At 49.7% G+C, this 24,932-nt stretch carries 28 protein-coding genes; 15 read left to right on the forward strand and 13 right to left on the reverse strand.

The window, feature by feature from the left end; genetic code table 11:
• Position 1 precedes the first annotated feature (1 nt).
• The 5 genes from J9260_RS02255 to J9260_RS02275 all read left to right on the forward strand — a co-directional run bounded on the left by J9260_RS02255 (position 2) and on the right by J9260_RS02275 (position 6,511).
• On the forward strand, positions 2-2,149 hold the full coding sequence (locus J9260_RS02255) for a glycoside hydrolase family 2 protein (protein ID WP_210219440.1): 2,148 nt from the start codon (positions 2-4) through the stop codon (positions 2,147-2,149).
• Positions 2,115-3,995: a glycosyltransferase gene (locus J9260_RS02260; RefSeq protein WP_246499595.1), complete on the forward strand. Its 1,881-nt coding sequence runs from the start codon at positions 2,115-2,117 to the stop codon at positions 3,993-3,995. Before J9260_RS02255 ends, J9260_RS02260 begins: the two co-directional genes overlap by 35 nt.
• Entirely contained in the window at positions 3,992-5,308 is a 1,317-nt protein-coding gene (locus J9260_RS02265; RefSeq protein WP_210219441.1) for a DUF3131 domain-containing protein, read from the forward strand. The genes J9260_RS02260 and J9260_RS02265 overlap by 4 nt, the downstream gene beginning before the upstream one ends.
• 77 nt (positions 5,309-5,385) lie before the next feature.
• Positions 5,386-5,763: a 6-carboxytetrahydropterin synthase QueD gene (queD, locus tag J9260_RS02270; protein ID WP_210219442.1), complete on the forward strand. Its 378-nt coding sequence runs from the start codon at positions 5,386-5,388 to the stop codon at positions 5,761-5,763.
• 124 nt (positions 5,764-5,887) lie between these two features.
• Complete coding sequence (locus J9260_RS02275) at positions 5,888-6,511, forward strand: DoxX family protein (protein ID WP_210219443.1); 624 nt, start codon at positions 5,888-5,890, stop codon at positions 6,509-6,511.
• Between the two features lie 45 nt (positions 6,512-6,556).
• Here J9260_RS02275 and J9260_RS02280 read toward each other — a convergent pair whose 3' ends face one another.
• A complete protein-coding gene (locus J9260_RS02280; protein WP_210219444.1) occupies positions 6,557-6,814 on the reverse strand; it encodes a hypothetical protein in 258 nt (85 codons plus the stop codon).
• A gap of 259 nt (positions 6,815-7,073) precedes the next feature.
• Here J9260_RS02280 and J9260_RS02285 point away from each other — a divergent pair, with 259 nt between their 5' ends.
• Both J9260_RS02285 and J9260_RS02290 read left to right on the forward strand, forming a co-directional pair.
• Positions 7,074-7,496 (forward strand): DUF302 domain-containing protein, encoded by a 423-nt coding sequence (locus J9260_RS02285; protein ID WP_210219445.1) that lies wholly within the window; start codon positions 7,074-7,076, stop codon positions 7,494-7,496.
• A complete protein-coding gene (locus tag J9260_RS02290) occupies positions 7,493-7,972 on the forward strand; it encodes a DUF302 domain-containing protein (RefSeq protein WP_210219446.1) in 480 nt (159 codons plus the stop codon). Before J9260_RS02285 ends, J9260_RS02290 begins: the two co-directional genes overlap by 4 nt.
• 6 nt (positions 7,973-7,978) lie before the next feature.
• On the opposite strand, the gene J9260_RS02295 is transcribed toward J9260_RS02290, so the two are convergent.
• The gene (locus J9260_RS02295) at positions 7,979-9,688 is read right to left on the reverse strand and encodes a coiled-coil domain-containing protein (RefSeq protein ID WP_210219447.1); all 1,710 of its coding nucleotides are present in this window, start codon (positions 9,686-9,688) and stop codon (positions 7,979-7,981) included.
• 162 nt (positions 9,689-9,850) lie between these two features.
• Between J9260_RS02295 and rpoH the strand changes: the two genes are divergently transcribed.
• From rpoH to J9260_RS02310, 3 genes are all read left to right on the forward strand, one after another.
• Positions 9,851-10,720, forward strand: a complete 870-nt coding sequence (gene rpoH / locus J9260_RS02300; RefSeq protein WP_210219448.1) for an RNA polymerase sigma factor RpoH — start codon at positions 9,851-9,853, stop codon at positions 10,718-10,720.
• A gap of 486 nt (positions 10,721-11,206) precedes the next feature.
• Complete coding sequence (locus J9260_RS02305; protein WP_210219449.1) at positions 11,207-11,974, forward strand: T6SS effector amidase Tae4 family protein; 768 nt, start codon at positions 11,207-11,209, stop codon at positions 11,972-11,974.
• Positions 11,959-12,441 (forward strand): hypothetical protein, encoded by a 483-nt coding sequence (locus J9260_RS02310; RefSeq protein ID WP_210219450.1) that lies wholly within the window; start codon positions 11,959-11,961, stop codon positions 12,439-12,441. The genes J9260_RS02305 and J9260_RS02310 overlap by 16 nt, the downstream gene beginning before the upstream one ends.
• Position 12,442: 1 nt before the next feature.
• Here the strand turns inward: J9260_RS02310 and J9260_RS02315 are convergent, their stop codons facing one another.
• Positions 12,443-12,997: an SPOR domain-containing protein gene (locus J9260_RS02315; RefSeq protein ID WP_210219451.1), complete on the reverse strand. Its 555-nt coding sequence runs from the start codon at positions 12,995-12,997 to the stop codon at positions 12,443-12,445.
• 132 nt (positions 12,998-13,129) lie between these two features.
• Here J9260_RS02315 and J9260_RS02320 point away from each other — a divergent pair, with 132 nt between their 5' ends.
• A complete protein-coding gene (locus J9260_RS02320) occupies positions 13,130-13,732 on the forward strand; it encodes a L,D-transpeptidase (RefSeq protein ID WP_210219452.1) in 603 nt (200 codons plus the stop codon).
• A gap of 73 nt (positions 13,733-13,805) precedes the next feature.
• Here J9260_RS02320 and J9260_RS02325 read toward each other — a convergent pair whose 3' ends face one another.
• The 10 genes from J9260_RS02325 to rpsF form a co-directional block, all read right to left on the reverse strand.
• Positions 13,806-14,210, reverse strand: a complete 405-nt coding sequence (locus J9260_RS02325) for a periplasmic heavy metal sensor (RefSeq protein WP_210219453.1) — start codon at positions 14,208-14,210, stop codon at positions 13,806-13,808.
• A gap of 143 nt (positions 14,211-14,353) precedes the next feature.
• Positions 14,354-15,034, reverse strand: a complete 681-nt coding sequence (locus J9260_RS02330) for a response regulator (RefSeq protein WP_210219454.1) — start codon at positions 15,032-15,034, stop codon at positions 14,354-14,356.
• A 13-nt stretch (positions 15,035-15,047) separates the two neighbouring features.
• The gene (locus J9260_RS02335; RefSeq protein WP_210219455.1) at positions 15,048-16,511 is read right to left on the reverse strand and encodes an ATP-binding protein; all 1,464 of its coding nucleotides are present in this window, start codon (positions 16,509-16,511) and stop codon (positions 15,048-15,050) included.
• A gap of 84 nt (positions 16,512-16,595) precedes the next feature.
• Entirely contained in the window at positions 16,596-17,336 is a 741-nt protein-coding gene (locus J9260_RS02340) for a hypothetical protein (RefSeq protein ID WP_210219456.1), read from the reverse strand.
• A 93-nt stretch (positions 17,337-17,429) separates the two neighbouring features.
• Positions 17,430-18,503 (reverse strand): alanine racemase, encoded by a 1,074-nt coding sequence (gene alr, locus J9260_RS02345; protein ID WP_210219457.1) that lies wholly within the window; start codon positions 18,501-18,503, stop codon positions 17,430-17,432.
• A 26-nt stretch (positions 18,504-18,529) separates the two neighbouring features.
• A complete protein-coding gene (gene dnaB / locus J9260_RS02350) occupies positions 18,530-19,912 on the reverse strand; it encodes a replicative DNA helicase (protein WP_210219458.1) in 1,383 nt (460 codons plus the stop codon).
• Positions 19,913-20,075: 163 nt separating this feature from the next.
• A complete protein-coding gene (rplI, locus tag J9260_RS02355; RefSeq protein ID WP_210219459.1) occupies positions 20,076-20,522 on the reverse strand; it encodes a 50S ribosomal protein L9 in 447 nt (148 codons plus the stop codon).
• Between the two features lie 46 nt (positions 20,523-20,568).
• Positions 20,569-21,477 (reverse strand): DUF2232 domain-containing protein, encoded by a 909-nt coding sequence (locus J9260_RS02360; RefSeq protein ID WP_210219460.1) that lies wholly within the window; start codon positions 21,475-21,477, stop codon positions 20,569-20,571.
• Positions 21,478-21,534: 57 nt separating this feature from the next.
• On the reverse strand, positions 21,535-21,762 hold the full coding sequence (rpsR, locus tag J9260_RS02365; RefSeq protein ID WP_210219461.1) for a 30S ribosomal protein S18: 228 nt from the start codon (positions 21,760-21,762) through the stop codon (positions 21,535-21,537).
• Between the two features lie 23 nt (positions 21,763-21,785).
• Positions 21,786-22,175 carry a 30S ribosomal protein S6 gene (rpsF, locus tag J9260_RS02370; RefSeq protein ID WP_210219462.1) on the reverse strand — a complete coding sequence of 130 codons (390 nt, stop codon included), beginning with the start codon at positions 22,173-22,175 and terminating at the stop codon, positions 21,786-21,788.
• 238 nt (positions 22,176-22,413) lie between these two features.
• Between rpsF and J9260_RS02375 the strand changes: the two genes are divergently transcribed.
• From J9260_RS02375 to J9260_RS02390, 4 genes are read left to right on the forward strand one after another with little or no spacing between them, the layout of a single operon-like run.
• Positions 22,414-23,334 (forward strand): serine/threonine protein kinase, encoded by a 921-nt coding sequence (locus J9260_RS02375; protein WP_210219463.1) that lies wholly within the window; start codon positions 22,414-22,416, stop codon positions 23,332-23,334.
• Between the two features lie 18 nt (positions 23,335-23,352).
• Positions 23,353-23,676: a hypothetical protein gene (locus J9260_RS02380; protein WP_210219464.1), complete on the forward strand. Its 324-nt coding sequence runs from the start codon at positions 23,353-23,355 to the stop codon at positions 23,674-23,676.
• A 47-nt stretch (positions 23,677-23,723) separates the two neighbouring features.
• Positions 23,724-24,209, forward strand: coding sequence for an exosortase H (gene xrtH, locus J9260_RS02385; RefSeq protein WP_210219465.1), 486 nt, complete (start codon positions 23,724-23,726; stop codon positions 24,207-24,209).
• On the forward strand, positions 24,206-24,814 hold the full coding sequence (locus J9260_RS02390; RefSeq protein WP_210219466.1) for an exosortase H-associated membrane protein: 609 nt from the start codon (positions 24,206-24,208) through the stop codon (positions 24,812-24,814). Before xrtH ends, J9260_RS02390 begins: the two co-directional genes overlap by 4 nt.
• Positions 24,815-24,932: the final 118 nt, after the last annotated feature.

Genomic DNA, 24,932 nt, shown 5'->3' on the forward strand with positions numbered 1-24,932 from the left:
TATGCAACGTGGGCTGTGGATTGTGCTGTTAATACTGCTGCTCTTACAGGGTTGCAGTACCCTGCCAGCTACTCAGCCAGCAACGTCGGGTAATAGCCGTTCGTTGGCAGGAACTTGGGCGTTTTTGCCATCTGGTTCTGTGGCTATGCCTGCTGCGGATGCGCGTTGGCAACGTATTCAGGTTCCCGCTAACTGGTATACGCAAGGTTACGATCATCATGGGATTGCTTGGTATCGGCTGCAATTTAATGCGGTTGCTGATCCCGCTATGGTTTCTCGGTTGCACTTCGGCGGGGTGGATTACTTCGCGGATGTGTGGCTAAACGGGCAGAAGCTTGGCGCGCATGAAGGCTATTTCCAACGCTTTGCTTTTGACGTAACGCCGCACCTTAAAACGGGTCAGAATACCTTGCTGGTGCGGGTGAATAGCCCGCTGGAAAAACCGCAAGATTTTTCGTTACACAAGCGACTGATTAAAGGGATTTTTGCGCATCACGATACGCGCCCCGGTGGTGCTTGGTCGGAACGCGGGCAGGAACGCAATACTGGCGGGATTTGGGGTGAGGTGCGCTTACAGCAATCGCCGCAAGTACAGCTTGTGCCGCAACAAGTATTGGTGCAACCGACTCAAGGTTTGACGCATTGGCGGGTTAACGTGGATCTTGATGTGCTGGGGGCGTTGCCAGCAGATGCGCAGTTGCAGTGGACATTGGGTCAATGGCAAGGCACAAGCCCAGTCCGTGACACTCTTACTATCCCCATCGCTCACCCCAAACTCTGGCAACCCAAGGGTTACGGTGAGCAACACCTTTACACGCTTAGCGTTAGTGCGGTGCAAAACGGCACAGTGCTAGACAGCTTCCAGCGCACTATCGGTTTCCGCAAAGTCGAGCGTTCTGCGCAAGGCATCTGGAAAATTAATCATCAGCGTATCTTGCTCAAAGGCACTAATTACATCGCTCATCAGTGGTTGAGTGCGATGACACCGCAAGATTTCCGGCGTGATATTGCTTTGATGCAAGCGGCTCACATTAATACGGTGCGCGTCCACGCCCACGTCACCGCGCCGGATTTCTACCGTTTGTGCGATGAAATGGGGTTAATGGTGTGGCAGGATTTTCCGCTGCAATGGGGCTATCAGGATACGCCAGAGTTCCACCAGCAAGCGGTTTCGCAGGTTGGCGATATGATCCGCCAGTTTGGGCAATACCCATCCATTATCCACTGGACATTGCACAATGAACCGCCGTGGGATGCGGATTGGATGAAGTGGAAATACCAAGACTACCATCCGCAGCAAAATAAATTGCTCGACGCAAAGCTCTACAAAGCGGCGAAAACGCTGGATAACACCCGTCCGATTTCTGCGATTTCTTCTACTAAAGAGCATCCGTGGTTGGGTTGGTATTCTGGGCATTGGTTGGATTACGCCAAACCCACCAAGCAATCCACCATTGCGGAATTCGGGGCGCAAGCATTACCCGACCGCTTCGCACTGGCAAAGATTTTGGGCGAAGAGCCTGAATTACCCAGCAGCAAGGCTGATTGGAAGCCGTGGGAATATCACAATTTCCAACGTAAAGAGACTTTGGAAATTGCCAAAGTCGCGTCAGGAAAAACGCTGGAACAATTCATTACCAACACCCAGCAATATCAGGTGCAACTCACGCAACTTGCAGCGGAATCGTACCGACGGCAAGCCTATCAGCCGGTTGGTGCGTTATTTCAGTTTATGCTGGTGGAAGATTGGCCTTCGATGAATTGGGGTGTGGTCGATTTTTGGCGTAAACCCAAACCGGGTTATTACGCTTTACAACACGCTTACCAGCCGATTTTGCCAAGTCTGGCGTGGACTAAGGTGGAATATGCCGCCAATGAGCCGGTGCGCGTTGGGGTGTGGGCGTTAAATGACAGCCTGACCCGCATTCCTCATGCCCATTATCGGCTCACGCTATGGCAGGGTAAGCAAAAGCGCGATACTCAAGACTGGCAGTTTGAACTTACGCCCGATATGCACCGCCAGTTGCGCGACTACCTTGTGCCAGTGAATGCGGCGGGTGCTTATCGCCTTGAGGCTGAGATTCTTGATGCGCAAGGCAAGGTCGTTAGCCGCAATGAATACCGTTTTACCATCCAATCACAACAATAAGCGTACTGTTATGGGATTCTATTTCGACAAATTTGAAGCGCGTCAGCCCGAACCGCCGCTACCTTATTCGGCAGTGACGGAAGGTATCTGGCAATTTCTCGCGGTGATCGCGATGACTCTCGGTGCATGGTATTTGTGGTGGCGGTGGACTCAATCGCTTAACCCGGACGCGCTGTGGTATGCCATCCCGTTAGCTGTGGCAGAAACCGCCTCGTATTTCGGCTTGGGTTTATTCGTTTTCAACTTGTGGAAGGTGAAAGATTACGAGCAACTGCCCCCGCCTGCCAATTTCAAGGACGTGGTGCGCCCGGATCAAGCGGAAGATCGCCCCATTAAAGTCGACGTGTTTTTCCCCACTTACAACGAAGAGGTGGAATTGGTGCGTTTAAGCATCATTGACGCGAAAAAAGTCACCTACCCTCATCCGCTTGAGTTAAGTATTTTCGTGCTGGATGATGGTAAACGCCCGGAAATGCAGCAAGTCGCCACCGAAGAAGGTGTGGGCTATCTGACCCGTAGCAGCAATATCGGTTTCAAAGCGGGTAATTTACGCAATGCAATGGAACAGACTCACGGTGATTTTATCGTGATTTGCGATGCGGATACGCGCCCGTTTCCAACCATTTTGGAACATACCCTCGGTTATTTCCGTGACCCGGATGTGGCGTGGGTGCAAACCCCGCAGTGGTTTTTTGATTTACCCGAAGGTAAACGTTTGCCGGAAGTTTGGGGGCGTTACCTCAAAGCACCGGGACGCTGGCTGGGCAAAGGTGTGGAAGCCCTTATCGGTGAAGTGCGTGTCGGCGAAGACCCGTTTGTGAATGAGCCGAAAATGTTTTACGACGTGATTCAACGCCGCCGTAATTGGGCCAATGCATCGTTTTGTTGCGGTGCTGGCTCCATTCACCGCCGTGAAGCAGTGATGGAAGCCGCGCTTAAATGTTACGCCGATACCATTGAAGCGCAGGTCGGCAAACAATCAAAACAATTACAAAAACTGATGGGAAATGCCGAACTGGACAGTGAGTTAGTGCAGGAAATGCGCCATCAGGTAGCGGGTGAAGAAGAGTTTACCCCGTATCGTTTCCACGTTTCCGAAGACATTTACACTTCTATTGTGTTGCACGCTGATCAAGACCGTCACTGGAAATCGGTAATGCATCCGGCGGTTGAGTCGAAAATGCTTTCCCCGCAGGATTTACTGAGCTGGACGGTGCAACGTTTCAAATACGCGGGTGGCACGCTCGACATTGTGTTGCACGATAATCCGATGACGCGCAAAGGCATGAGCTGGGCGCAGCGTTTGATGTACGGCGCGACCGCTTGGTCATACCTTGGCGGTATCTGGAATATGGTGTTTTTGCTGGCTCCGTTGGTGTATTTGTTCAGCGGCATTGCACCGGTAAGCGCGTATACGGGCGACTTTTTCAAGCATATTTTACCGTTCCTGATTTTCATGGAACTGGCCTTTATGGTGGGGACGTGGGGCATCGCTGGCTACCGTTCTAAGGCTAGTTATTTATCATTCTTCCCGGTGAATTTACAGGCGATTTGGACGGTGTTGAAAGGCGAAAAAATCAAGTTTCCGGTTACGCCCAAAGACCGTCAGGAAGGTAATTTCTTTCATCTGGTGTTGCCGCAGTTTACGGTGATTGTGTTGACGTTGGCGGGTTTGGTGTATGCATCGGTGCAGTATTTTGTGCTGGGCAATAACGCTTATTCGCTGGGTGGAGTTTTGGTCAATATTTTCTGGGGGCTGAATAATATTTTCGCGTTGAGCGGAATTGTATTCGCTGCATTTTGGAAGCCAGAGGAAGAACAACAATATAACGAGGTGATTGCATGAGCTTTAAACAAGGATTGGTTCGCGCCCGCAGCCACATTATCTTTCTGACAGGTTTGGTCACGGCATTTGGCATGGTCGGTTGGCTGGAGGGGATTAGCATGGGTAACGCTGCAACCCCGGAGGCGATAGTCGCACCCAGCAACGATGTCAGCATCGCCCCGACTCGTGCGTTGACTGCGCAGGAAATGCAATGGGCGCAAACCGCATGGAAATATTTCCAGAACAACACTGTTCCCGCCACGGGGTTGGTGAACTCGGTTGATAACTATCCCGCATCAACGTTGTGGGACACCTCGTCTTACCTGATGGCGGTTATTGCTGCACAACGTTTGGGTATTATTGAGCAAACTGAGTTCGATGCGCGTATTTTTAAAGCCTTGGATACATTGGCGAAACTGCCGTTGTTTGAAGGTAAACTGCCCAATAAATCGTACAATACTGTGTCGCTGCAAATGGTCGATTACACCAATCAACCCAGCGAAAAAGGTATCGGTTGGTCGGCAATTGATATTGGGCGGTTGCTCGTGCCGCTCAATGTGTTGACTTGGCATTACCCGCAACACACCACAGCGGTGAAACAGGTATTAGCCAGTTGGGACACTAAGCCGATGCTGGTTAACGGTGTGTTGCATGGCGCGGTTGTGACCGATGCGGGCGACACCGAATACTTGCAAGAAGGGCGGTTGGGTTACGAAGAATACGCCGCGAAATCCTTTAATTTGATGGGGTTAGATGTCGCCAACTCGTTGCGTTACACCGATTTCCTCAAATTTGTGAACATTGAAGGGGTGGAGATTGGCACTGACAGTCGTGATCCGCAGCAATACGGGGCGCACAACTACGTGGTCAGTGAGCCTTATATTCTTGATGGTATTGAGTTCGGCTGGGATCATTTGTCGCAAGAGCTGGCATGGCGCGTTTACAAAGCGCAGGAAAAACGCGCAGCTAATACCGGTGTATTGACTGCCGTTTCTGAAGACAATATCGACCAGCCGCCGTACTTCGTTTACAACACCGTGTTTACCGATGGCAAAGCGTGGAATGCGATTTCCGAAAAAGGTGCGGATGCCAGCCAATTTAAGAGCTTGAGTACCAAAGCGGCATTCGGTTGGCACATGCTTTACGAAACGGCTTACACCAAACAACTGGTGGAAAAAGTTGCGACATTAGCGAATCCGCAACGTGGTTGGTATTCCGGCGTGTATGAATCTAACGGGCAACCGAATAAAGCGATTACCGCCAATACCAACGGGATTGTTCTGGAAGCGTTGGCGTATAAGCAAGGCGGCAAGTTGATGCGTTTGGGGCGGTAGTACTGGCAAGCGTGGGAAATCTTGCGTATATTCAGCGGCTTCACTATCATCCGCCGGTTTACGTTGAAGTACCTCTTATGGCCTTGTATACACTGAAAGTTATCGCTGATTTTGCCTCCGCTCACACCTTGCGTGACTATCCGGGTGCGTGCAGCCGGATGCACGGACACAATTGGAAAGTGGAAGCCGAAGTGGAAGCCAATACCCTCAATAGCATCGGGATGGCGATTGATTTTAAAGACATTAAGCGTGAAGTTCGGGCGATTGCTGAAGAATTAGATCATCAGTATTTAAACGATCTCGCGCCTTTCCAGACGATCAACCCCACGGCGGAACACATTGCGCGTTACTTCTTTCAAACCTTAAGCCAGCGTTTGAATGACGAACGGGTACGGGTGTGCGCATTGACCATTTGGGAAACCGAGCGAGCGTGCGTGCGTTACGCTGAAGGTTGATTCAGATTGGATTCAGATGGCTTCCTGTGCCACAATACGACCCAAACATTACCGGTCAAGATTAACTACAATTCGAGTGGATGTTGATTTTTGGTCGTATTTTTAATTTTCAAGGAGCTGTTCCATGAAATTTCTTGTTGGCTTTTTCAGCCTTGAGTGGATGCGCGTTTTTGATTTTTTAGCACCCTTAGCGATCCGTTTATTTTTAGCACCGATGTTCTGGATTTCAGGTGTTCAACGTTTAGGATTATTTTCCAGCACTGATTTTGTGCTGTGGAATCCACTGACATGGGTTAATACCGAAGCGTTCCAGCAAAGTGTTGCTGCCGTTACCAATACCGTGATTTCGGGTTTGGGTGCGGAAACGCTGGTGATTTTGCTGGGGTCAATTGAAATTGCCGCAGCAGTATTGTTGGTGTTGGGTTTTGCAGTGCGCTGGATTGTATTGGCACTGATGTTCGTGGTGGTATTACTGGGTTTGATGGCAATGGGCGAAGCTGGCTTCCTCACCACCATGCAGCAATTGGTGATGAGCCACGGTTATACCAATATGACCAACAATCTGACGGAAGTGTATTTGGTGTACTTTATCCTGCTGCTGGCGTTGTTCTTCATGGGGGCAGGGCGTTGGTTTAGCTTGGATTGGTATATCTACCGCAGTTTCGTGAAGCGTTTAGACAATAAAGCGGTGCGTCACGACCCGTTTGAAATTGATGCTACCGATGAACCGGGTCTGCAAAAGCACTAAACCCGCGACATAACGTTAAAAAGGCTACCTCGGTAGCCTTTTTTATTAGCGGCTTTCACCGCGCTCACGCATCAGTTTCACCTTCTCATCGTTGTGTTTCATCAGTTGAAACGTCAGGTAAATCTTTGCGGGAATGGATAAAAATAACCCGCCAGCAATCAGCGCGGCGACAATCGCAATACCTTGCACACCATGTCCGGTCACAATGTCAGTGAAAATCACCAAGCCCACACCGACGGCAGCAGTGCCTAACCCGACCACAATCAGTGCGTACATCAGGTGAGTTAGTCGTTTTTCGTTCATGGCATACCTATTTGTAGAAACATGGAAAGGGAAGGTGGACAGCTCTCATTATCCGCCGCAATTGAATCCGGGGTAATTGATGCTTCTCAATCCTTGGTAGTTTAGCGGATTTATGCTTGATGAATTTGTGTCAATGGCCTTGAAGTTGTCATCACTTGACAGTATATTAGAAAAATCTAATATTTATTGTCGATGGGCTATTGCAATGAAAATGTTAAAAAAGTTAATAGTAATGGGCATCACTGTGTGGTGTTTGAGCATGACAGCCAATGCGACGGCGACACCCAGTGGTTTGAAATTGACCTTGGTACAAGAGTCGCCTTATGGTTTTGAAGAAACCTTGGAGTCGCTACGTAACACCATTCATGCGCATAATTTTCGGGTATTCCCCGACCGTTATCTGGAAGAAGGTTTGACCGATGAATTGTCAGTGAATACCAAGCAGGTTAGCGTGCGTTTTTGTAATTTCAGTGACTTACACGAAGCGTTGCAAATTGAGCCGCAAGTCGGGGTGCTGTTGCCGTGTACGATTACGGTGATAGAGGATGACACTGGTAAGGTGACATTGGTAACAGGCAATGTGAAAGCCATGCTTACTTTGTTCGATAACCCGCGTTTGACCGCTGCCTTTAAAGATTTAGAAGGCAAGTATCAGGCGATTATTGATGAGGTGACCTTATGAAAGCATTAGCGCGTTGGTTAGGCGTTGGCCTGAGTCTGGTCATATTAAACAGTCCGCTACAGGCGCAAGAAAAGGTATTAAGCGCACGCACTACGCAAGGGTTTGATGCAACCTTGGAACAGGTGCAGGATGTCTTGAAGCAGCAGGGTTTTAGTGTCGCCCATATTCAAAAATGCGATGGCGGTTTGCATGATATGGGCTACAAAACAGACAATTATAAAATTGTGTTTTTTGGGCGGCTTGAAGAAGTTCGCGCGTTAAGCAAGCAATACCCTGATCTTGTGCCATTGTTTCCTTTTAAGCTGGCAATCTACGCGGATGGTAAAGACACGGTGATGTCCGTCCTCAATCCGGTGGAATTAGCTCCGTTGTTGGATGCTGATCCGGCGTTGCAGCAGCAACTGAAAGCGTGGGAAAAAGATTTTCGCGCGGTGTTAGCAGCCATGAAAACCACGCGGGTGGCTCAGGCTAACTAATCAGCCTCAAGCCGTCGCGCTGTAATGGCGCAATTGTTGCCCCAGTTTTTGCAGCATCGCATCGCGTTGTTGCAAAGCTTTTTCCTTGTGCAGCAATTGTTGATTGAGCTGGGCGATAATGGTGTCTTTGAGGTTGATTACTTTATCGCGCTGCTCGATTTTATGCGCAATATTTTCCGTCTCACTGCTGCCTTCTTGGTATTTTTCCGTGAGATTGGTGAGGGTTTCGACGTGCTGCAATAGCACCGATTCGCGCCCTGCTTGTTGACGTTCACGTTCGTTGAGTTGTTCTTCACGTTGTTGCAAAGTGTGTTCGCGCTGTTGCAATGCGGTTGTGCGGTGTTCGAGTTGCTGGGAGTGCTCCAGCACGTAGCGGTCTTTGGCTTGCAATGCCTGCGTATGGGTTTCGAGTTGTGCGCTACTGTCGCGCAAATGTTGTTCTTGTTGGTGCAACAGTTCGTCTTTGGCTTGTAAAAGCTGTTCCTTGTCGCTGAGTAATTTGCTTTGTTCGGCGATTTGCTGATCTTTTTGTAACAGCAAATTTTGCAGCGTTATCACCTGAATGCTATGGCTTTCCAGATATTTTTGCTGTTCTTGTAAGCTGCCATCAAGATCCAGAATGTGTTGCTGCAAGGTGACGAGCAATTGGTCGCGGTTTTGGATTTCCTTGTCACGCTCTTGCAGTTGCTGAAATTGCGCGGCAATTTGGGTATCGCGGCGTTGTAAATGCTGTTCGCGTTCGCTGATTACTTGATCGCGATTGATTAAGTGCCGTTCTTTTTCTTGAAGCTGCTGCACCGATTCCAACAGTAATTGTTCACGTTCTTGCGTGTAACGGTCTTTTTCGTGCAATAAGCGGGTTTGTTCCGCAAGTTGTTCGTTGCGTAAACTGATTTGCTCAATCTTGCGCCGTAGCAAGGAATCACGCTGGCGTAATTGCTGCTCTTTTTCTGAAATGGTGTCGTCACGGCGTTGCAATAAACGGTCAACATCGCGCAGGCGTTGGTCGCGGTAATGCACTTCCTGATCCCGTGCTTTTAGCTGACGGTCACGTTCGGAGAGTTGGCGGTTGCGCTCGTTGATCAGGTGTTCTTGGGTGTAAATGCGTTGTTGTTGATCATTGAGCCAACGATTGACGGCAGTGAGTTGCTGGCTAAGTTCCTGAATATTGGCATCGCGTTTGCCGATTTGTTTGTCGCGGGTTTCGATTTCACGGTCGCGTTTGCCGATGTGATTATCTTTTTCTTCGAGACGGCGGTTACGGATGTGGATCTGATCTTCACGCTCTAAAATGAACTTTTCTTTTTGATTGATGAATTGCTCAATCTCACGCGAACGCTTTTCCAGCTCACGAATCAAGTGATCACGTTCACGCACGGTTTCTTCTTTGTGCGCAATAGTGGCATCCCGCGCCTGAATTTGCTGATCGCGTTCGTGCAGGGTGTCGTGGGTGTTTTGCAGCAACTGTTCTTTTTGGTGCAACAGGTGTTCTTTGCGCTCTAAATGCTGATCGCGCTCAATCAAAGCCGTTTCTAGGGTGTTAATCCGCTTCTCTTGCTCTTGGCGTTTTTCATCCAACTGGTGCAGGGTACTTTCTGTTGCTTGCAGACGTTCGTTGGCATCCTTCCAACGGTCGATCAGGATTTGCCGGTCGGTTGCCGTCAGGAAACGGTTGCCTTCGATTTTTTCAATCAGAGTTTGTTCTTCGCGATTCATTTTTATTGTCTGCTTATCGGTTTACGCGCTGTTGTCGCATAATAATATGCTAAAAAGAACCGGACATGAACCACTAATAATAACGGGAACCTTAACAGGTAATTAGCACTCCAATAGGTAGAGTGCTAATATAAGCCCATAGCAAATAAGGAGACTACCCTAATGACCCACGCATTGATGCTAAGAGGACAAACCTTACCCGTCCCGGTAGGTAATCTGGAAAGTTACATCCATGCGATTCACGCCATTCCGGTGCTTGATGTCGAGCAGGAACGCGGTTTGGCGGAACGCCTCAAATACCACGATGATTTGGAAGCTGCACGTCAGTTGATTTTGCACAATTTACGCTTTGTGGTGAAAGTGGCGCGTGGTTACAACGGCTACGGCTTGCCTTTGGGCGATTTGGTGCAAGAGGGTAATGTCGGCTTGATGAAGGCGGTGAAACGCTTTGACCCTGAAATGAATGTGCGCCTGATTTCGTTCGCGGTGCATTGGATTCGTGCGGAAATCCACGAATTTATTCTGCGTAACTGGAAAATTGTCAAAATCGCCACTACCAAAGCGCAGCGCAAGTTGTTCTTTAATTTACGCAGCAGCAAGCAACGCATGGGCTGGTTGAACCACGAAGAAGCGCAGTCGATGGCTAACGATTTAGGGGTGACAACCGCTGAAGTGTTGGAAATGGAAAAGCGTTTGAGTGCCAGCGACGTATCGTTTGACTTGAGTGCTGATCATGACGATGACGACTCCGCAAGTTTTTCACCCAGTCAATATTTGGCAGCGGAATCTGCTGATCCATCGGAGCGGTTGGAAGCGGAAGAGTGGGACAGTTTTACCCGCGAGCGTTTGCAGACAGCATTAAAGGGATTGGATGCGCGTAGCCAAGACATTTTAGCCAGTCGTTGGTTAGTCGAAGAAAAAGCAACACTGCATGAGTTGGCTGCGAAATATAACGTTTCTGCGGAACGGATTCGCCAACTAGAAAATGCGGCGGTGAGCAAGTTGCGGTTGGCAGTTGTCGAGGCGGTTTGATCAACAACGGATGTGACCCACATAAAAAAGGCCGCGTTAGCGGCCTTTTTCTTGGCGTTTTGCTATCTGATTAACCTAAAAAGGCGACAGACAAAAAGCTAAACCATGAGAACGCAATCAAAGCTATCACGATCAGCATTGGTATTCCAAAATCCCAGCTCAACATTTATACATACCTCTAAAGCACTTTCTAGAGGCAAGGATAAAAGAAACCCGCGCCGCTGACAAGCAAGCGCGTGTACAAATGCAGGTTCGGGTTCGCTTAAGCGAAAACAACCGAGAAAAAGCTGAACCATGAGAACAGGATCAACGCAATCACAATCGCCGCTGGCAGGCCATAATCAAAACTAAACATCGTCATTCCCTCTCTTGCTGGGTGAATCAGTGAGGTGAAGTATGCCTTACAGCGGAAAATAGAAACTTGATCTGGCTCAACAAAACATTCTTTCCTATAGTCTAGGTAGTAATTCATTAAGGAGCCATTGAATGCCTAGCCCAAGCCCTACGTTATGGGAACGTTTGTTCTCTTGGCTGAGACGACCACCCGCCCCGGTAATTACGCTGCCAACGCCTGTGGAGCCGCCAGTATCTATTACGCCACCGCAGAACCCCGTACCTGCGCCAACGGTGACGCCCACGCCCACGCCACTGCCGACACCCACACCGCCTGTTACACCTGTGCCGCCTGTTACACCTGTGCCGCCACCGGTTATTCCAGCTCCTCCAGTTACGCCATTAGGGACAATGACCTTACCCACCGAAGGGCCTAACTTAGATTTCCGAAAACTGTGGCGCAATCACCCGACTTCCGGGGAGGGCGAGGTGTTTCCGTGCCGTGATGAAGAGGGTGTGCCGCATTTTGATAATCAGTGCGCCATTTTGATGGGAACGTGTTTATTACGTAGCGGTTTGTTGCACGGTTATGACAAAACGACTTGCTGGTATCGTGGGCATAAAGGTCATACGTTACGGGCGCAGGAATTATCCGGTTGGATGCGTCGTCACCCGGAGCGGTTTGGTCGGGTGGAAGTGCGCAGTAACGTGAGTTGGGGCGCGTACAAAGGGCGTACCGGTTTTATTTGTTTCCATAATTTCTGGGGAGCCGGTAATCAGGGTGATCACATTGATTTGTGGGATGGAACAGGCATTATCCGGCGTGAACTTGATCCATCATTGGAGGGGCCGGGATTGGCTGATGGTGCGTTCGACTATTTCGAGCGTTCCGAGGAGGTCTGGTTTTGGCCAGTACATTGAAACACGTTGTTTGGGTAAGTTTGCTGGGCGGTTTGTTGGCGGGGTGTGGCGATAACGCTGAACCTGAGAGCGAAGCGTTAGCACTGCCCGCGCAACTGGAGCAGGCGCACATCACCGATCAGGCGCGTGTCGCGGGATTGGATTTGGTGTTGTGGAACCAAGGCGGCGGTTGTCAATTGCAATCGGGTAAAGCGCAGCCGCCGGTTTGGTTGAAACCAATGGCTCCGTGCCATTTTATCAAATCACCGGGGCGCGATCAGGTGCAGGTGTTTCGTTTGGATAAAACCACGCAAATTGTGGCAGTGGTCGGCACTCCGGCGAAACAGTGGCGATGTGGGCAGGAAGTGCAGGGCTTAGTGATTAACGGTAGTCACTTTAAACCATCGACTTACATTATGCAGGGCAGCGTGTATTGTGCTGATCAGGGGTTACAAAATTTTCAGTACGGTTTATTTGCCAAACCCTGAGCTATTCGCCTTGAATAATGAAACTGCCCCCCAGTTTTTGCGGGTAGCGTCGACGTAGGCGGTCACGCATGGCTTCAGCATCCATGCGTTGCGTGTAAGAGCCAACCCGCAATTTAAATGATATACCTTGTGAGCCGCTCAAGCTCACGAGGTATGCGTCGTAACCGTCACGAATCAGGGCATCACGTAGCTCATACAGTTGGCGTGAATCGTAGCCCGCTGCTACTTGTATGGCATAGCGCGTATTTTCGGCATAATCTGCGTCTTCTTGCGGGCGTTCCACCGTATCGGATGGGCGTGTATGATGGGCTTGAACGTAAAGGTCATCATTCCAACGCGGTGTTTCCTGTGAGGCACGTTGTTGACGTTCTGGCATCTCGAACACTCTGCCGAGGTAGTAAGGTATGTCACGTAAAAAGGCGAGGTTTCCGGTTTTATATAAGACGATTAACCCAACGACAATGGCAACAATTAACAACGAATGCAGGAGTTTAAAAACAAACCCGCGTTGCCGCTGTAAGGACGATTTTTCCGCAATCCAACCCGAATGCTTCACACTGACCTCTTTGACTGTGTTGTTGTCTCACTGACTATAGACAAAAACGCAGGGATACGGAAACAGGAATCTTTCGGCAAACCTGCATTTTTTGGACTAAAGCTAAGTAATTAAAACAACTGAGGATTGGTGATGAAAAAACAATGGTTAATTTTTATACTTTGCGGCTTGATTTTTAGCATAGGCACAGTTCAGGCCGCCGATCATTCGGCAGTTTTAAGCGATTTACAGGTGAAATATCCGGGGTATTACGCGAATGGGGTATTGCTGGTGGATGACAGTGAGCAGCAAATGTATTGGTATCGCGATGCAGAATTGATGCGTACTTACGCGATTTCTACCGCCGCGAAAGGCTTGGGGTCGCGTTCAGGCAGCAATAAAACACCAAGCGGTGCGCATCGCATCAGTACCAAAATTGGGAGTACGGCTAAACGTGGTGCGGTGTTCGATAAATTACAAAATACCGGGCGTATTGCCAAAATTTACACAGCACCTGCACCCGGTGTGACGGCATTAGTGCTGACACGGGTATTGCGTTTGGATGGTTTGGAACCGGGTAAAAATAAAGGCGGTAACGTTGATACATTCAATCGTGCCATTTATTTTCACGGCACAAATAAGGAAGGTAATTTAGGCAAACGCGCTTCTCACGGATGTATTCGGATGAATAATGACGAAATCATTAAGTTATTTCCGCAAGTGCCGGTTGACACCTTGGTTTACATTCAACCGTGAATACGCAAAAGGGGCAGCCCGTGTGTAGCTGCCCAATGCGAGGTGAAATCAAATCTCAAACTGCGAAAGTACCTTACAGCACGTCGCTTTCCAAACGCTTTTTCATTTCTTCGCGGCGTTCTTCCTGACGTTGCTTACGCTCGTCTTGCATTTTCTGGAAGGTTGCTGCTTGTTCTGGGGTTAACAGCGCAGCTACTTTAGTTTCGCCTTCGGTACGCATCGCCTGCATTTGCTTTTGCATTTGCTGGCGCATTTCGTCCATTTTGGTGCGCTGCTCTTTCATAATCGCGTCAACTTGGGTTTGCTGTTCAGCGGTCAGGTCGAGCTTTTTAGTGAGCATTTCGCCCATTTGAGCGCGATGTCCGCCGAAGCCGCCATGACCACCTTTAGCACCACAATCACCACCACCAGGGCCTGCGAATGCGACAGTCATGCCCAAAACCCCAATCAGTGCTGTTGCAATCAATGCCTTTTTCATCTGAATATTCCTTAAACTGTTGTGTGGATGTTTTCTTCGGAAGCGGCGTTTGCCTTTCCGTTGAGATGAAGAATACGCGCCGATTGCGCAGCAATTTTGCTGCAATTGTGTAAACAATGTGGAACTATGCGACTGTGTTGTGGTCAAGGCTCGAATTTGTAGCCTACGGAGTACACGGAATGAATCCATTCCTGATCTGGGGCAATATCGGAGAGTTTTTTGCGCAGTTTTTTAATATGGCTGTCAATCGTGCGATCAGAAACAATGCGGTTGTCGCTGTACACTTTCGACATGAGTTGATCCCGCCCGAAAATTCTGCCCGGTTGTTTATATAAAATTTCAAGTAATTCAAATTCAACCAGCGTTAGGCTGACTTCAGCTTGCCCTGAGCGCACGATCAGGCGGTCACGCTCTAACACCAGCGCACCCGGTGCAGTATCCGTCTGCGAGGCGTGAGTGACGCTTTCCCAGCGGCGTAACACGGCTTTGACACGGGCGACAACTTCGCGCGGGCTAAACGGTTTGCAAATGTAATCATCCGCTCCCAATTCTAAACCCAATAAGCGGTCAATTTCTTCTACCCGAGCGGTCAGCATAATGATGGGTACGCCGGAAAACTGGCGGATGTCTTTGCACACGCTCAAGCCGTCTTTGCCGGGGAGCATCACATCCAGCAAAATCAACGCGGGGGAGTGCGCTTTAACCCACGCGCTGACTTCCGTGCCATTCGCCAGCCAATCGGTTTGAAAGTTGGCATTTTGTAAATATTTTTGCAGCAAGTCGGCGATTTTGGGTTCGTCTTCGACAATCAGTATGCGTTCCATCAGGTATTTCCGTTTAGGTATTTAGCGGCAAACGCACCCGAATTTCCAAGCCGCCTAATGCTGCGTGGTGTGCGCTAATACTGCCGTCGTGCGCGGTGACAATATTGTGGCAAATGCTTAAGCCAATGCCTGCGCCGCCCGTGGCGCGATTGCGTGAGCTTTCGACCCGATAAAGACGTTCAAACAATCGCGGTAACGCGGTATCTGGCACATCCGGCGGTGAATCTTCAAAACGAATTTCCAGCCATTGTGGTTGCAGGCTGCTGACAATGCGTAACTGCCCCGGTTTGTCAGTATACCGCAGGCTGTTTTCCAATAAGTTAGTAAATAATTGCTGCAAACGCTGCGGGTCGCCCTGAATCATCACCGGCTGCACCCCAAGCCCCAATGTATCCACTTGTAAGTTTTGTTCGTGCAATTGGGTGCTGTGTAACGTCAAGGTTTCACGCAAGAGCGCAAGCACATCTAGCGGGCGTTTGTGGTAGCTGAGTGCGCCGCTGTCCGACATTGACAGGTTGTAAAGGTCATCAACCAAGTGCTGCAACTGGCTGACTTCCTGATGCAAGGAGTTGAAAGTTTGCGCGTCAGGTTGATTAATACCGTCTTGCAGGGCTTCGATTTCCCCGCGTAAAACCGACAAGGGCGTGCGTAATTCATGGGCAATATCGGCAATCCATTGCTTGCGTGAGGTTTCATTTTGTTGCAAACGTTCCGCCAGCTTATTGAAATCGTGCGTCAGTTGCCCCAATTCGTCACGCCCGCTGCTTGCCATGCGCAGTGCGTAATTGCCACTGGTTAATTGTTGAGTACCTGCCCGCAACGCCTGAATCGGTCTGCCTAAGTGCCGTGCCACTAAAAACGACAAAATGCCGGTAATCGGTAACGCCAGTAACCCGACCAGCCACACAATGCGCTGCCAACGATCGGCAAATTCCACATCAACTTTTTCGGTTAAACTTTGACGGCGGTGTAAGCCTAAGTAACCGATGGTTTTGCCTTGCAGTTGCAGGCTGTGTAAATCTTCCGGCGTGCCAAAGCGGTTATTGCCTTTGAGCAACTTGCGTTGGCTATCGAGTAACACGATACGCGAGGTAAAGCGATCCATGCGGTGTTTGAGCGGATGGCGTGGCGGGGGCATTCCGCCTAATTCATGAGTATTGGGAGGGGGCAGAAACGGTGGTTGCGCATCGTCAGGCTCATCGCCGTTAGCAGGAAATAAGCTGCTACGCACCGCAGTGTGCAATAACTTTTCCCATTGACGCGGCTCTTCATCCAAAATGTCCCAACTGCCCTTAGCGGCATACAAGTTGATCAGTTGGGTTTCAATTTGGGTGAGTGAGCGACTTTCTTGCTCATTGAGGTAGTCTAAAAAGCTGCGTTTGAAATTAAATTGCATCACGCCCGCTACCCCGCCTACGGTGAGTAGGCAGGCCAAAAAGATGGCAATAAATAGCTTGGTGCGAATAGTTAAGATCATGATTTCAGGTTTGACACGACAACTGAGGTTTGGTTGCCAGTTTAACGCAAAGCCTTGCCCGAAAGATAACGTGGGAGATGCCGTTTAGCGTTTTATTTTTAGCCAGACGTGACCTTTGCTCCCGGATTTTTTCACTTGAAGAATATCGACCGTATGGCCTTGGGCAAGGTAGCCAACAGTTTCACTTAATGAGGTATTTTTGCCAGGTGGTTCAGAACGAATGTTTGCTCCCCAGTTCAGTGCGTAACGTTGCCCAGCCGCAGGTAGTGTTTCACCAATCACCAAGCCGCGTTCTACCCACGCGCCATCAATGAATTGCCCGGCGTAAATCCAGCCTTCGGGAGCATCACTTGGTGCGCTGCTTGGCACAGGTTGTGGCGTTACTGTTGCAGTTTCCTGTGGTGGAGGCGGTGTGGTGACTTCAGGTGTTGCAACAGGCTGAGGTTTTTCGACAGGTGCGGGTTGTGGTTTTACCACGGGTTCGGGTTTTGGGGGTAAAATCGGTTGCACAGTGACGGCTGGTGGTTCGTTCTGGGTGTTGGGTTCCGGCTTGTCTTGCAGAGTTAAATTAGCAGCGATTGGTAATGCCGCAGGCGCGGGTGCTGGTTCTGCGATAGTGGGTTGGGTAATCGGTGGGGTGGGTGGTAAGGGTTGCGCGGCTAGTGCTTGCAATTCGTTCAGCGACGGGGTTGGTGTTTTGGTGCTTTGCTGAACCCACCAGCCAGCACCAATCAATAAAACCCCGAAACCGATAATGAGCATCGCGAGGGCGCGTGCCATTGCTTCTTTACGATTGGTTTGTTTAACCCGGATCCGGTCAGTCATTGCGCTTGTCCATCCATTGACTAAATTTATTACAGATGGGCAGAGACTAGCAAAAATTTACGCAATTGCCAGTGTTTTTTTGTTATTTTTTGATCAAATGTAGGTGTGTTGGCATTGATTGCCAGCATTGCAGAGTAATTCGTAACTGATCGTTCCTGCTGCCTGAGCGATACGGTCAACAGAAAGGTGTTTACCCCACAACTCGACTTGATCCCCCGCGCGGGCTTCAATCGCGGTTAAGTCGATGACGATCATGTCCATTGAAACCCGCCCCAGAATCCGACTTTCTTTGCCATTGATCCATACCGGTGTGCCGGTGGGTGCGTGGCGTGGATAGCCATCAGCGTAACCGCAGGCGACAACGCCGGTACGGGTGTCTTCCGGGCACGTCCAGCTTGCGCCATAGCCAATGCTTTCACCCTTGGGAATGGTATGAATCGCGACCAGTGGTGCACTCAGGGTCATCACCGCTTCCAGCCCGTCGCGGCGTGCATTGCCATGCGCAAACGGTGAAGAGCCGTACAACATAATGCCGGGGCGTACCCAGTTAACGTGACTTTCAGGCCAAGCGAGGATGCTGGCGGAATTGCCGATACTGCGTGGAGCTTGCAGGCCATCGGTATATTTTGCGAAACGTTCCAGTTGTTGCTGCGTGTGCGGGTTGTCTGGCTCGTCCGCGCAGGCCATGTGGGTCATTAACCACGGGGTCGGTTTAATGTTGGGGTGTTTGCTGAGGCGTTCAAACAGGGTGCGTGCCTGTTCGATGGGTAAGCCTAAGCGGTGCATTCCGGTGTCGAGTTTTAACGCTACATCTAACTTGACGGAGGCAGGTGCGCTGTCCAGCAATTCCAGTTGGTGACGGTCGTGGATGACGGCTCGCAGGCGGTGTTCGGCAATGGCTTTCATGCTTTGCATGGTGTGAAAGCCTTGCAGCACCACAATCGGGTGAATGAAACGTGCTTGCCGCAGTTCCAAAGCTTCTTGCAGGCAAGATACTGCAAAACCATTGGCATGGCTCAGGGTTTCAGCAGCTTTGAGCATATTGTGCCCATACGCATTGGCTTTGATGACAGCCATTGCCAAACTGTTGGGCGCAACCTCGCGGCAACGCGCAAGGTTGTGACGTAAAGCGGCGGTGTCAATAATAGCGTGTGCAGATCGTTTCATGCGGGCAGTGTAGCGGTTTGTGACAATTATTCAAATCCGGGGGTATAAACATCAGGGGTATAATTTTCAAACCGAGTGTATTTACCGAGGAAGGTGAGCCGACACGTACCAATCGGGCCATTACGCTGCTTGGCGATAATGATTTCTGCCGTGCCTTTGTCGGGGGATTCGGGGTTGTAGACCTCATCACGGTAAATGAAGATGATAATGTCCGCGTCTTGCTCAATCGCGCCCGATTCACGCAAATCCGACATTACAGGTCGCTTGTTAGGGCGTTGTTCCAAACTGCGGTTAAGCTGGGAAAGCGCGATGACGGGCACGCTTAACTCTTTGGCTATGGCTTTGAGTGAGCGAGAAATTTCCGAAATCTCAGTGGCGCGGTTTTCTGTTGCCGCCCCGGTTTGCATCAATTGTAGGTAGTCGAGCACAATCAAGCCGAGTTGCCCGTGTTCGCGCATTAAACGACGGGCGCGGGCGCGGACTTCCGTAGGTGATAGGGCAGGGCTGTCGTCGATAAACATTGGCACATCGGAAAAGATTTTTACCGCCGTCGCCACACGCGGCCAGTCTTCGTCGGTCAGTTTCCCGGTGCGCAAGCGATGCTGGTCTACCCGACCCATTGACGACAACATCCGCAGGGTCAATTGTTCAGCGGGCATTTCCATACTGAAAATGGCGGTCGGTAATTTTTTGTGAGCGGCGGCATATTCGGCGATGTTCATCGAGAATGTGGTCTTTCCCATCGATGGCCGTCCAGCGACAATCACCAAATCCCCTTTCTGTAACCCGGAAGTCATTTCGTCGAGGTCGGTGTAACCTGTGGAAACACCCGTAATATTGGTGTTGATTTTGCTGAGTTCTTCGATGTGTTCTAGGGTAACTTTCAAGAGTTTTTTCAAGGGTTTGAATACTTGCCCTTGCTTTGAACCGTGTTCAGCAATTTTGAATACTTTTTGTTCTGCTTCGTCCAATAACTCTTTGCTGGCACGCCCTTGGGAGTTGAAGGCTGAATCTGCAATGCCAGTGCCGACACTGATCAATTGTCGCAGGATGGATTTTTCCCGCACGATTTCCGCGTAAGCTTTGATATTGGCAGCACTGGGCGTGTCTTTCGCCATCGTTGCAAGGTAGACAAAGCCTCCCGCGTTTTCCAATTCATTGCGCTGTTTTAGCCATTCGGAAACGGTGATTAAGTCCAGCGGTTTGCTGTCTTCCGCAAGATCTGCAATCGCACGGAAAATCAACCGATGGTCTTGACGGTAGAAATCGGTTTCCACCACTTTATCGGCGATGGTGTCCCACGCGCTGCTGTCGTTGGATAACCCGCTCAGGAGCAAACCGCCCAGAACAGATTGTTCGGCTTCGATGGAGTGGGGAGGAATTTTCAGGGATTCGTAAGATTCTGCCATAGCCGCCAAGTGTACTGGAAATTAGAGGCAGTATGTTAGTAGCAGTCCGGTGCGGATGCTAGGGATAAGCAGTGAAAATGCTGTAGATAAGTAAACAGCTAAAAATCCCGCAACATAAACGTATGTGCGGGATTTGAGGATACCTCAGTAGCTAACGGTGCGATTATTCCGCTTCGATAACAACTTTAACGGTAGCATCGACTTCGCTGTGCAGGTGTACGCCTACTTCAAATTCGCCCAAATGACGCAGTGCGCCTTCTGGCATACGAATTTCACGACGTTCAAGCGTAACACCGGCTGCATTGATAGCTTCTGCGATTTCGTGGTTAGACACGGAACCAAACAGTTTGCCTTCGTTGCCAGCTTTGGCCTGAATGGTAATAACCATGTCATCCAATTGTGCTTTACGTGCTTGTGCAGCCGCTAAAATGTCAGCCGCTTCAGCTTCCAATTCCGCACGGCGGGTTTCAAACTCCGCGATATTGGTTTTGGTTGCCATTTTTGCTTTTCCCTGAGGGATCAGGAAGTTACGCGCATAACCGGGGCGTACATTGACAACGTTGCCCAGTGTGCCCAGATTTTCTACTTTCTTCAGCAGAATGATTTCCATCGTTCTCACCTTGTCTGTAAGCAGGTTTGTGACCTGCGCTTAAAACTTAACGTTTACGTGCCTTAATTTGACTGCGAAATCCGGCTAGGCTGTCGATAATGCCAAAAGCGGCGAGCAAAATGCCACCGTGAGCGGGCATCAAAAACAGCAAAATGTACATACCAATGAGCCAAGCTTTATGCTGCTGTAGCAATGCGACCAACCCATGCACCAAGGCAATGCCTTGAAACAGGAACACAGTTAGCCCTGCAAATACCATATTGATGGCAGTTATTTGTTGGCTGAATAAAGCCAAGGTAATGACCGCAATCATCAACAGTGCCGCAGGCTTCCCCAGTTGCAATTCGCGCCATTCCGCGCTGAATCCACCGGGGTTGTACAGCATCGCTTGCCAGTGTCGGGCAATTAACAGCGAGAGTATCAGCAATCCGCTGACAGCTCCGGCAATGCTACCTGATAAGATGCTGGCAGCATTATCCATCAGTTGTTGTTGCTCACTGGCTGGCATTTCTGCTGGCATCACCTGCATACTTTTTGCCACTTCAACAAATTGCATCCACAACGGCTGGTTTTGCCAAAAAGCTACTGGATCGCTGACTTGCAGATGGAACAGCAACACTGCTCCGACTGTGATCGCTAACAATACCGTTAAGGTTTTTGACCAAGAAACGCTATTGCCCAGTAGGGTTGCCAGTAAGATAACCGACAACCAAGTCAGCATACTGAAACCGAAACCCACGAAGGGGTTCATTTGCAGTAGCAGGCTTAACCCACCTAGTACGGCACTGCTAATCATGGCGATGAGCAGCCCACGTCGCCAGCCCATGCGCAAGGTAATCAGCCCAACGGCTGCATTGCCTAATAAGCCCATGAGCGGCAGAAACAGGGACAAAATGGAAAACAGCAGGATAAATCCAACTGCTTGCAATGGCCCTGCCATAATGAACTTTGCCATAATTTGCTCTTGCCGTTACGCAGTCATGTCACGCTAAAAGCGTGACAGCACCAACCATTACTTGTGTTGGTCTGAAAACGGCAACAAAGCCAAGAAGCGTGCGCGTTTGATCGCGGTTGCCAATTGACGTTGGTATTTCGCTTTCGTGCCGGTAATGCGGCTCGGTACGATTTTGCCGGTTTCGGTAATAAAGCTTTTCAAAATATCGAGGTCTTTGTAATCGACTTCGGTAATGCCTTCAGCCGTGAAACGGCAGTATTTTTTGCGGCGGAATTGACGTGACATAGGTATCTCCAGATCAGCCGTGGTTATTCGTCGTCAGATGAATCGTCGTCATCTTCAGGCAGTTCTTCGCGCATACGCTTGGCAGGCTTGCCTTCGCCGTCTTTCTTGAGCGGAGAAGCTTCAGTGATAGCCTGATCACAACGGATGGTAACGCTGCGGATAACAGCATCGTTGAAGCGGAAAATGGTTTCCAGTTCAGCCAATGTGGTTGCATCGCATTCGATATTCATCAGCACGTAATGCGCTTTGTGCAGTTTGTTGATTGGGTAAGCCAATTGACGGCGGCCCCAGTCTTCCAAACGGTGGATTGCGCCACCGCTTTCCTGCACCATGCCACGGTAGCGTTCTACCATTGCCGGTACTTGTTCACTCTGGTCGGGGTGAACCAGAAAGACAATTTCATAATGTCTCATGTGGGTCTTCCTTTCGGGTTTAAAGCCTCCCGCTCTGTACGGTGAGGCAAGGGTTAAGGCGCAGCCAAGCGGCTAACGCACATAAAAGCGCGGAATTATCGGTAAAATGCCTAGTACTTGTCAAACAGTGAATCAGTTATTTTTCGGTCAATAGGGGTAGCAGGGTCAAATAATGCGGGGATTTGTCCTATAATTTGAAGTCGAGCATAAAATCAATAAATGGGTAGGGGGTAAAACCGTGTTGGATAACGGATGTGGGATGAGTTCGGCGGACTCTGGAGTGGCTAGTAGCGGCGTTTTTTTTCTGGAACGTGAATTGCAATGCCGTTTGCAGCAGTTTCCTATCAGTATCGCAGACTGGCAGCCGTTGGAAGTGCTGCATAACAGTGATAACGCTATTATTTTTCTTGCTCAAAATGCACAAGGCCAACAAGCCGCGATCAAACGTTTTAAATTTGATGTGCAAGCCGTTGCATTGGCGCGTGTCGCGCACTTTTTACGTGATTGTCGGGCGTTAGGTTTGTCGGAACAACCCGGTTTGGTGCATTTGTGGGACGCGGGAGTGAATCATCAGGCCATTTATTTGGTGATGGAGTACGTTCACGGTGACACGTTAAAAAATCATTTAGCAACGTTATCGCTGCCTGCATTGGCGCAGCGTTTGCGTTGGTTTAGTGAATTGCTGGCGGTGTTGGGGCGGGTTCATGCAGCGGGTTTGTTGCACCGTGACCTGAAAACGTCCAATATTTTGGTGCGTAATGATCAATCGCTGGTGTTGCTGGATTTCGGGATGGAAACACAACTCCTCGTTGAGGCGGGTTTTTTGCACGAAGACGAAATTTACTGTACACCTTACTACGTCAGTCCCGAACGTTTACTGGGTGAGCCAGCGGATGTGCGAACAGACTTGTACGCTTTGGGGGTGATTTTTTACGAATTGCTGGTGGGGCAAAAGCCTTATGAGGGACGCTCATTAGCGGAAATCTTGAAAAAACAGGCGTTAGCCCCCATACCGCAATTGCCGCTGTGGGTCGCGCGGTATCAGCCGTTATTAAACGGTTTGTTGGCGAAGTTTCCTGAGAACAGATTGCCAAGCGTTACTGCGGTGGTACATATGTTGCATGAAATACAGGGCGAAGATTCGTTCGGTGGTGTTTAGGTATGAGGAGTGCATGGTATGACTGCAAGAATTTCAAAATGTGCTAGTGCAAATTCGTGTCAGAAAAGTTTGACGTTTCATTTTATGCAAGCGGCTCGTTGGGTGGCGTTGCTGTTGTTGTGTGGCGTGGGTATCGGTTTGACCGCGTTGGAGTTTTACCGCCATGAAAACATTAGTTGGGTCTTTTTGGGTGTGTGTGTTGCCAGCGGTCTGATGTTGTTTTGGTTGGGGCAATGCCTGATGCAGACGGAATGTAGCACCATGAAGCGTGCGGGGAGCTGTGCCAAAGCCGCGTCATTAACAACACCTGCGTCTGTCGGGCAAACTATCGTCAGGTCATAAAACGGTTTACACTGACGGCCTGACAAAAATAATCAAAAGTAGGGGCTATGTTACGTTTTCTGCTGGTATTCCTGCTGGTGCAGGGTATTTTCTTTGGGCTGGAAATGCTTCAGCCAGTGCAAACTGCGCTCATCTTGCCTTGGACAAGCTTACTCGCCGATGTGAGTGGCTGGTTGATGTCCGCGTTTGATCCTCATGTTGCCACGTCTGGCAAAATCATTAGCAGCACACTGAACGGTTTCGCGGTTTCGATTGAGCCAGGTTGTAACGGTGTCGAGGCTATGATCGTGTTGCTGGCGGCAATTATCGCATTCCCTGCGCCGTTGCTTTATAAAATTTACGGTTTATTACTGGGTTTTATTGCCATTCAGGGGCTGAATTTGGTGCGGGTTATTAGCCTGTTTTATTTGGGGCAGTGGAGCCAAGAGCTGTTTGATTGGGCGCATTTGTACATTTGGCAGGCGTTAATCATGTTGGATGCGCTAGTGGTATTTTTGGTGTGGATCCGCTATTTGCCTGAGGAAAAAGTATGACACATAAACCGTTACAGCGTTTTATGTTGGGTGTGCTGGTGTTTTTTCCGCTGACGTTTTTTGTGTGGTATGTGACAGCAGCCTTTCACCTTGCACCAGTGACCTTGATTAGTGAAAGTGTGCTGCATGGCGTGATTCCTGATGCCGTAATGTGGTTGCGTCTGGACGGGCATACGTTAGTGATGGCCTCTAATTTTGGGCACGATGCGGCTGGGCAGGTGGTTTCTCCGCCTGTGGGTGAGGATGTGTTGGGCTTTCATTTGAATCCGTTGATTTACAGTTACAGTTTGCCTTTGGTGGCGGCATTGATGCTGGCAACACCGGGGCAGGATAAGTGGCTGAATTTATTGTGGGGAATCTTGTTGGTATTGCCTGCCGAAGTTTTCAGTATGGTATTTAGCGTATTAAAAACATTAACGTTTGATGTGGGTCATGCGTTTCAGGTGCAGCAGGGTATTTCACAAACTGGGGCAGATGCGATTGCGTTGGGGTATCAGGTTGGCACGTTATTGTTGCCGATGATAATGCCGTTGATTGTGTGGGTTGGATTAAATCGCGCATTTATTGTGCGACTTGCGCCACAATTAGAGCAGGTTTTTCGATAGTTGCGATAAACGGTCGGTTTTTCGCGGTTTATCTTGCTGATTTGAGGGTGTGCCCTAGTGTTAGTCGTGTAGTGCTTTGCATACAATGCGCCCGGTCACTAGCATGTGACTCGTGTGT

The sequence above is a fragment of the Thiothrix unzii genome (assembly GCF_017901175.1).
Lineage (GTDB): Bacteria > Pseudomonadota > Gammaproteobacteria > Thiotrichales > Thiotrichaceae > Thiothrix > Thiothrix unzii.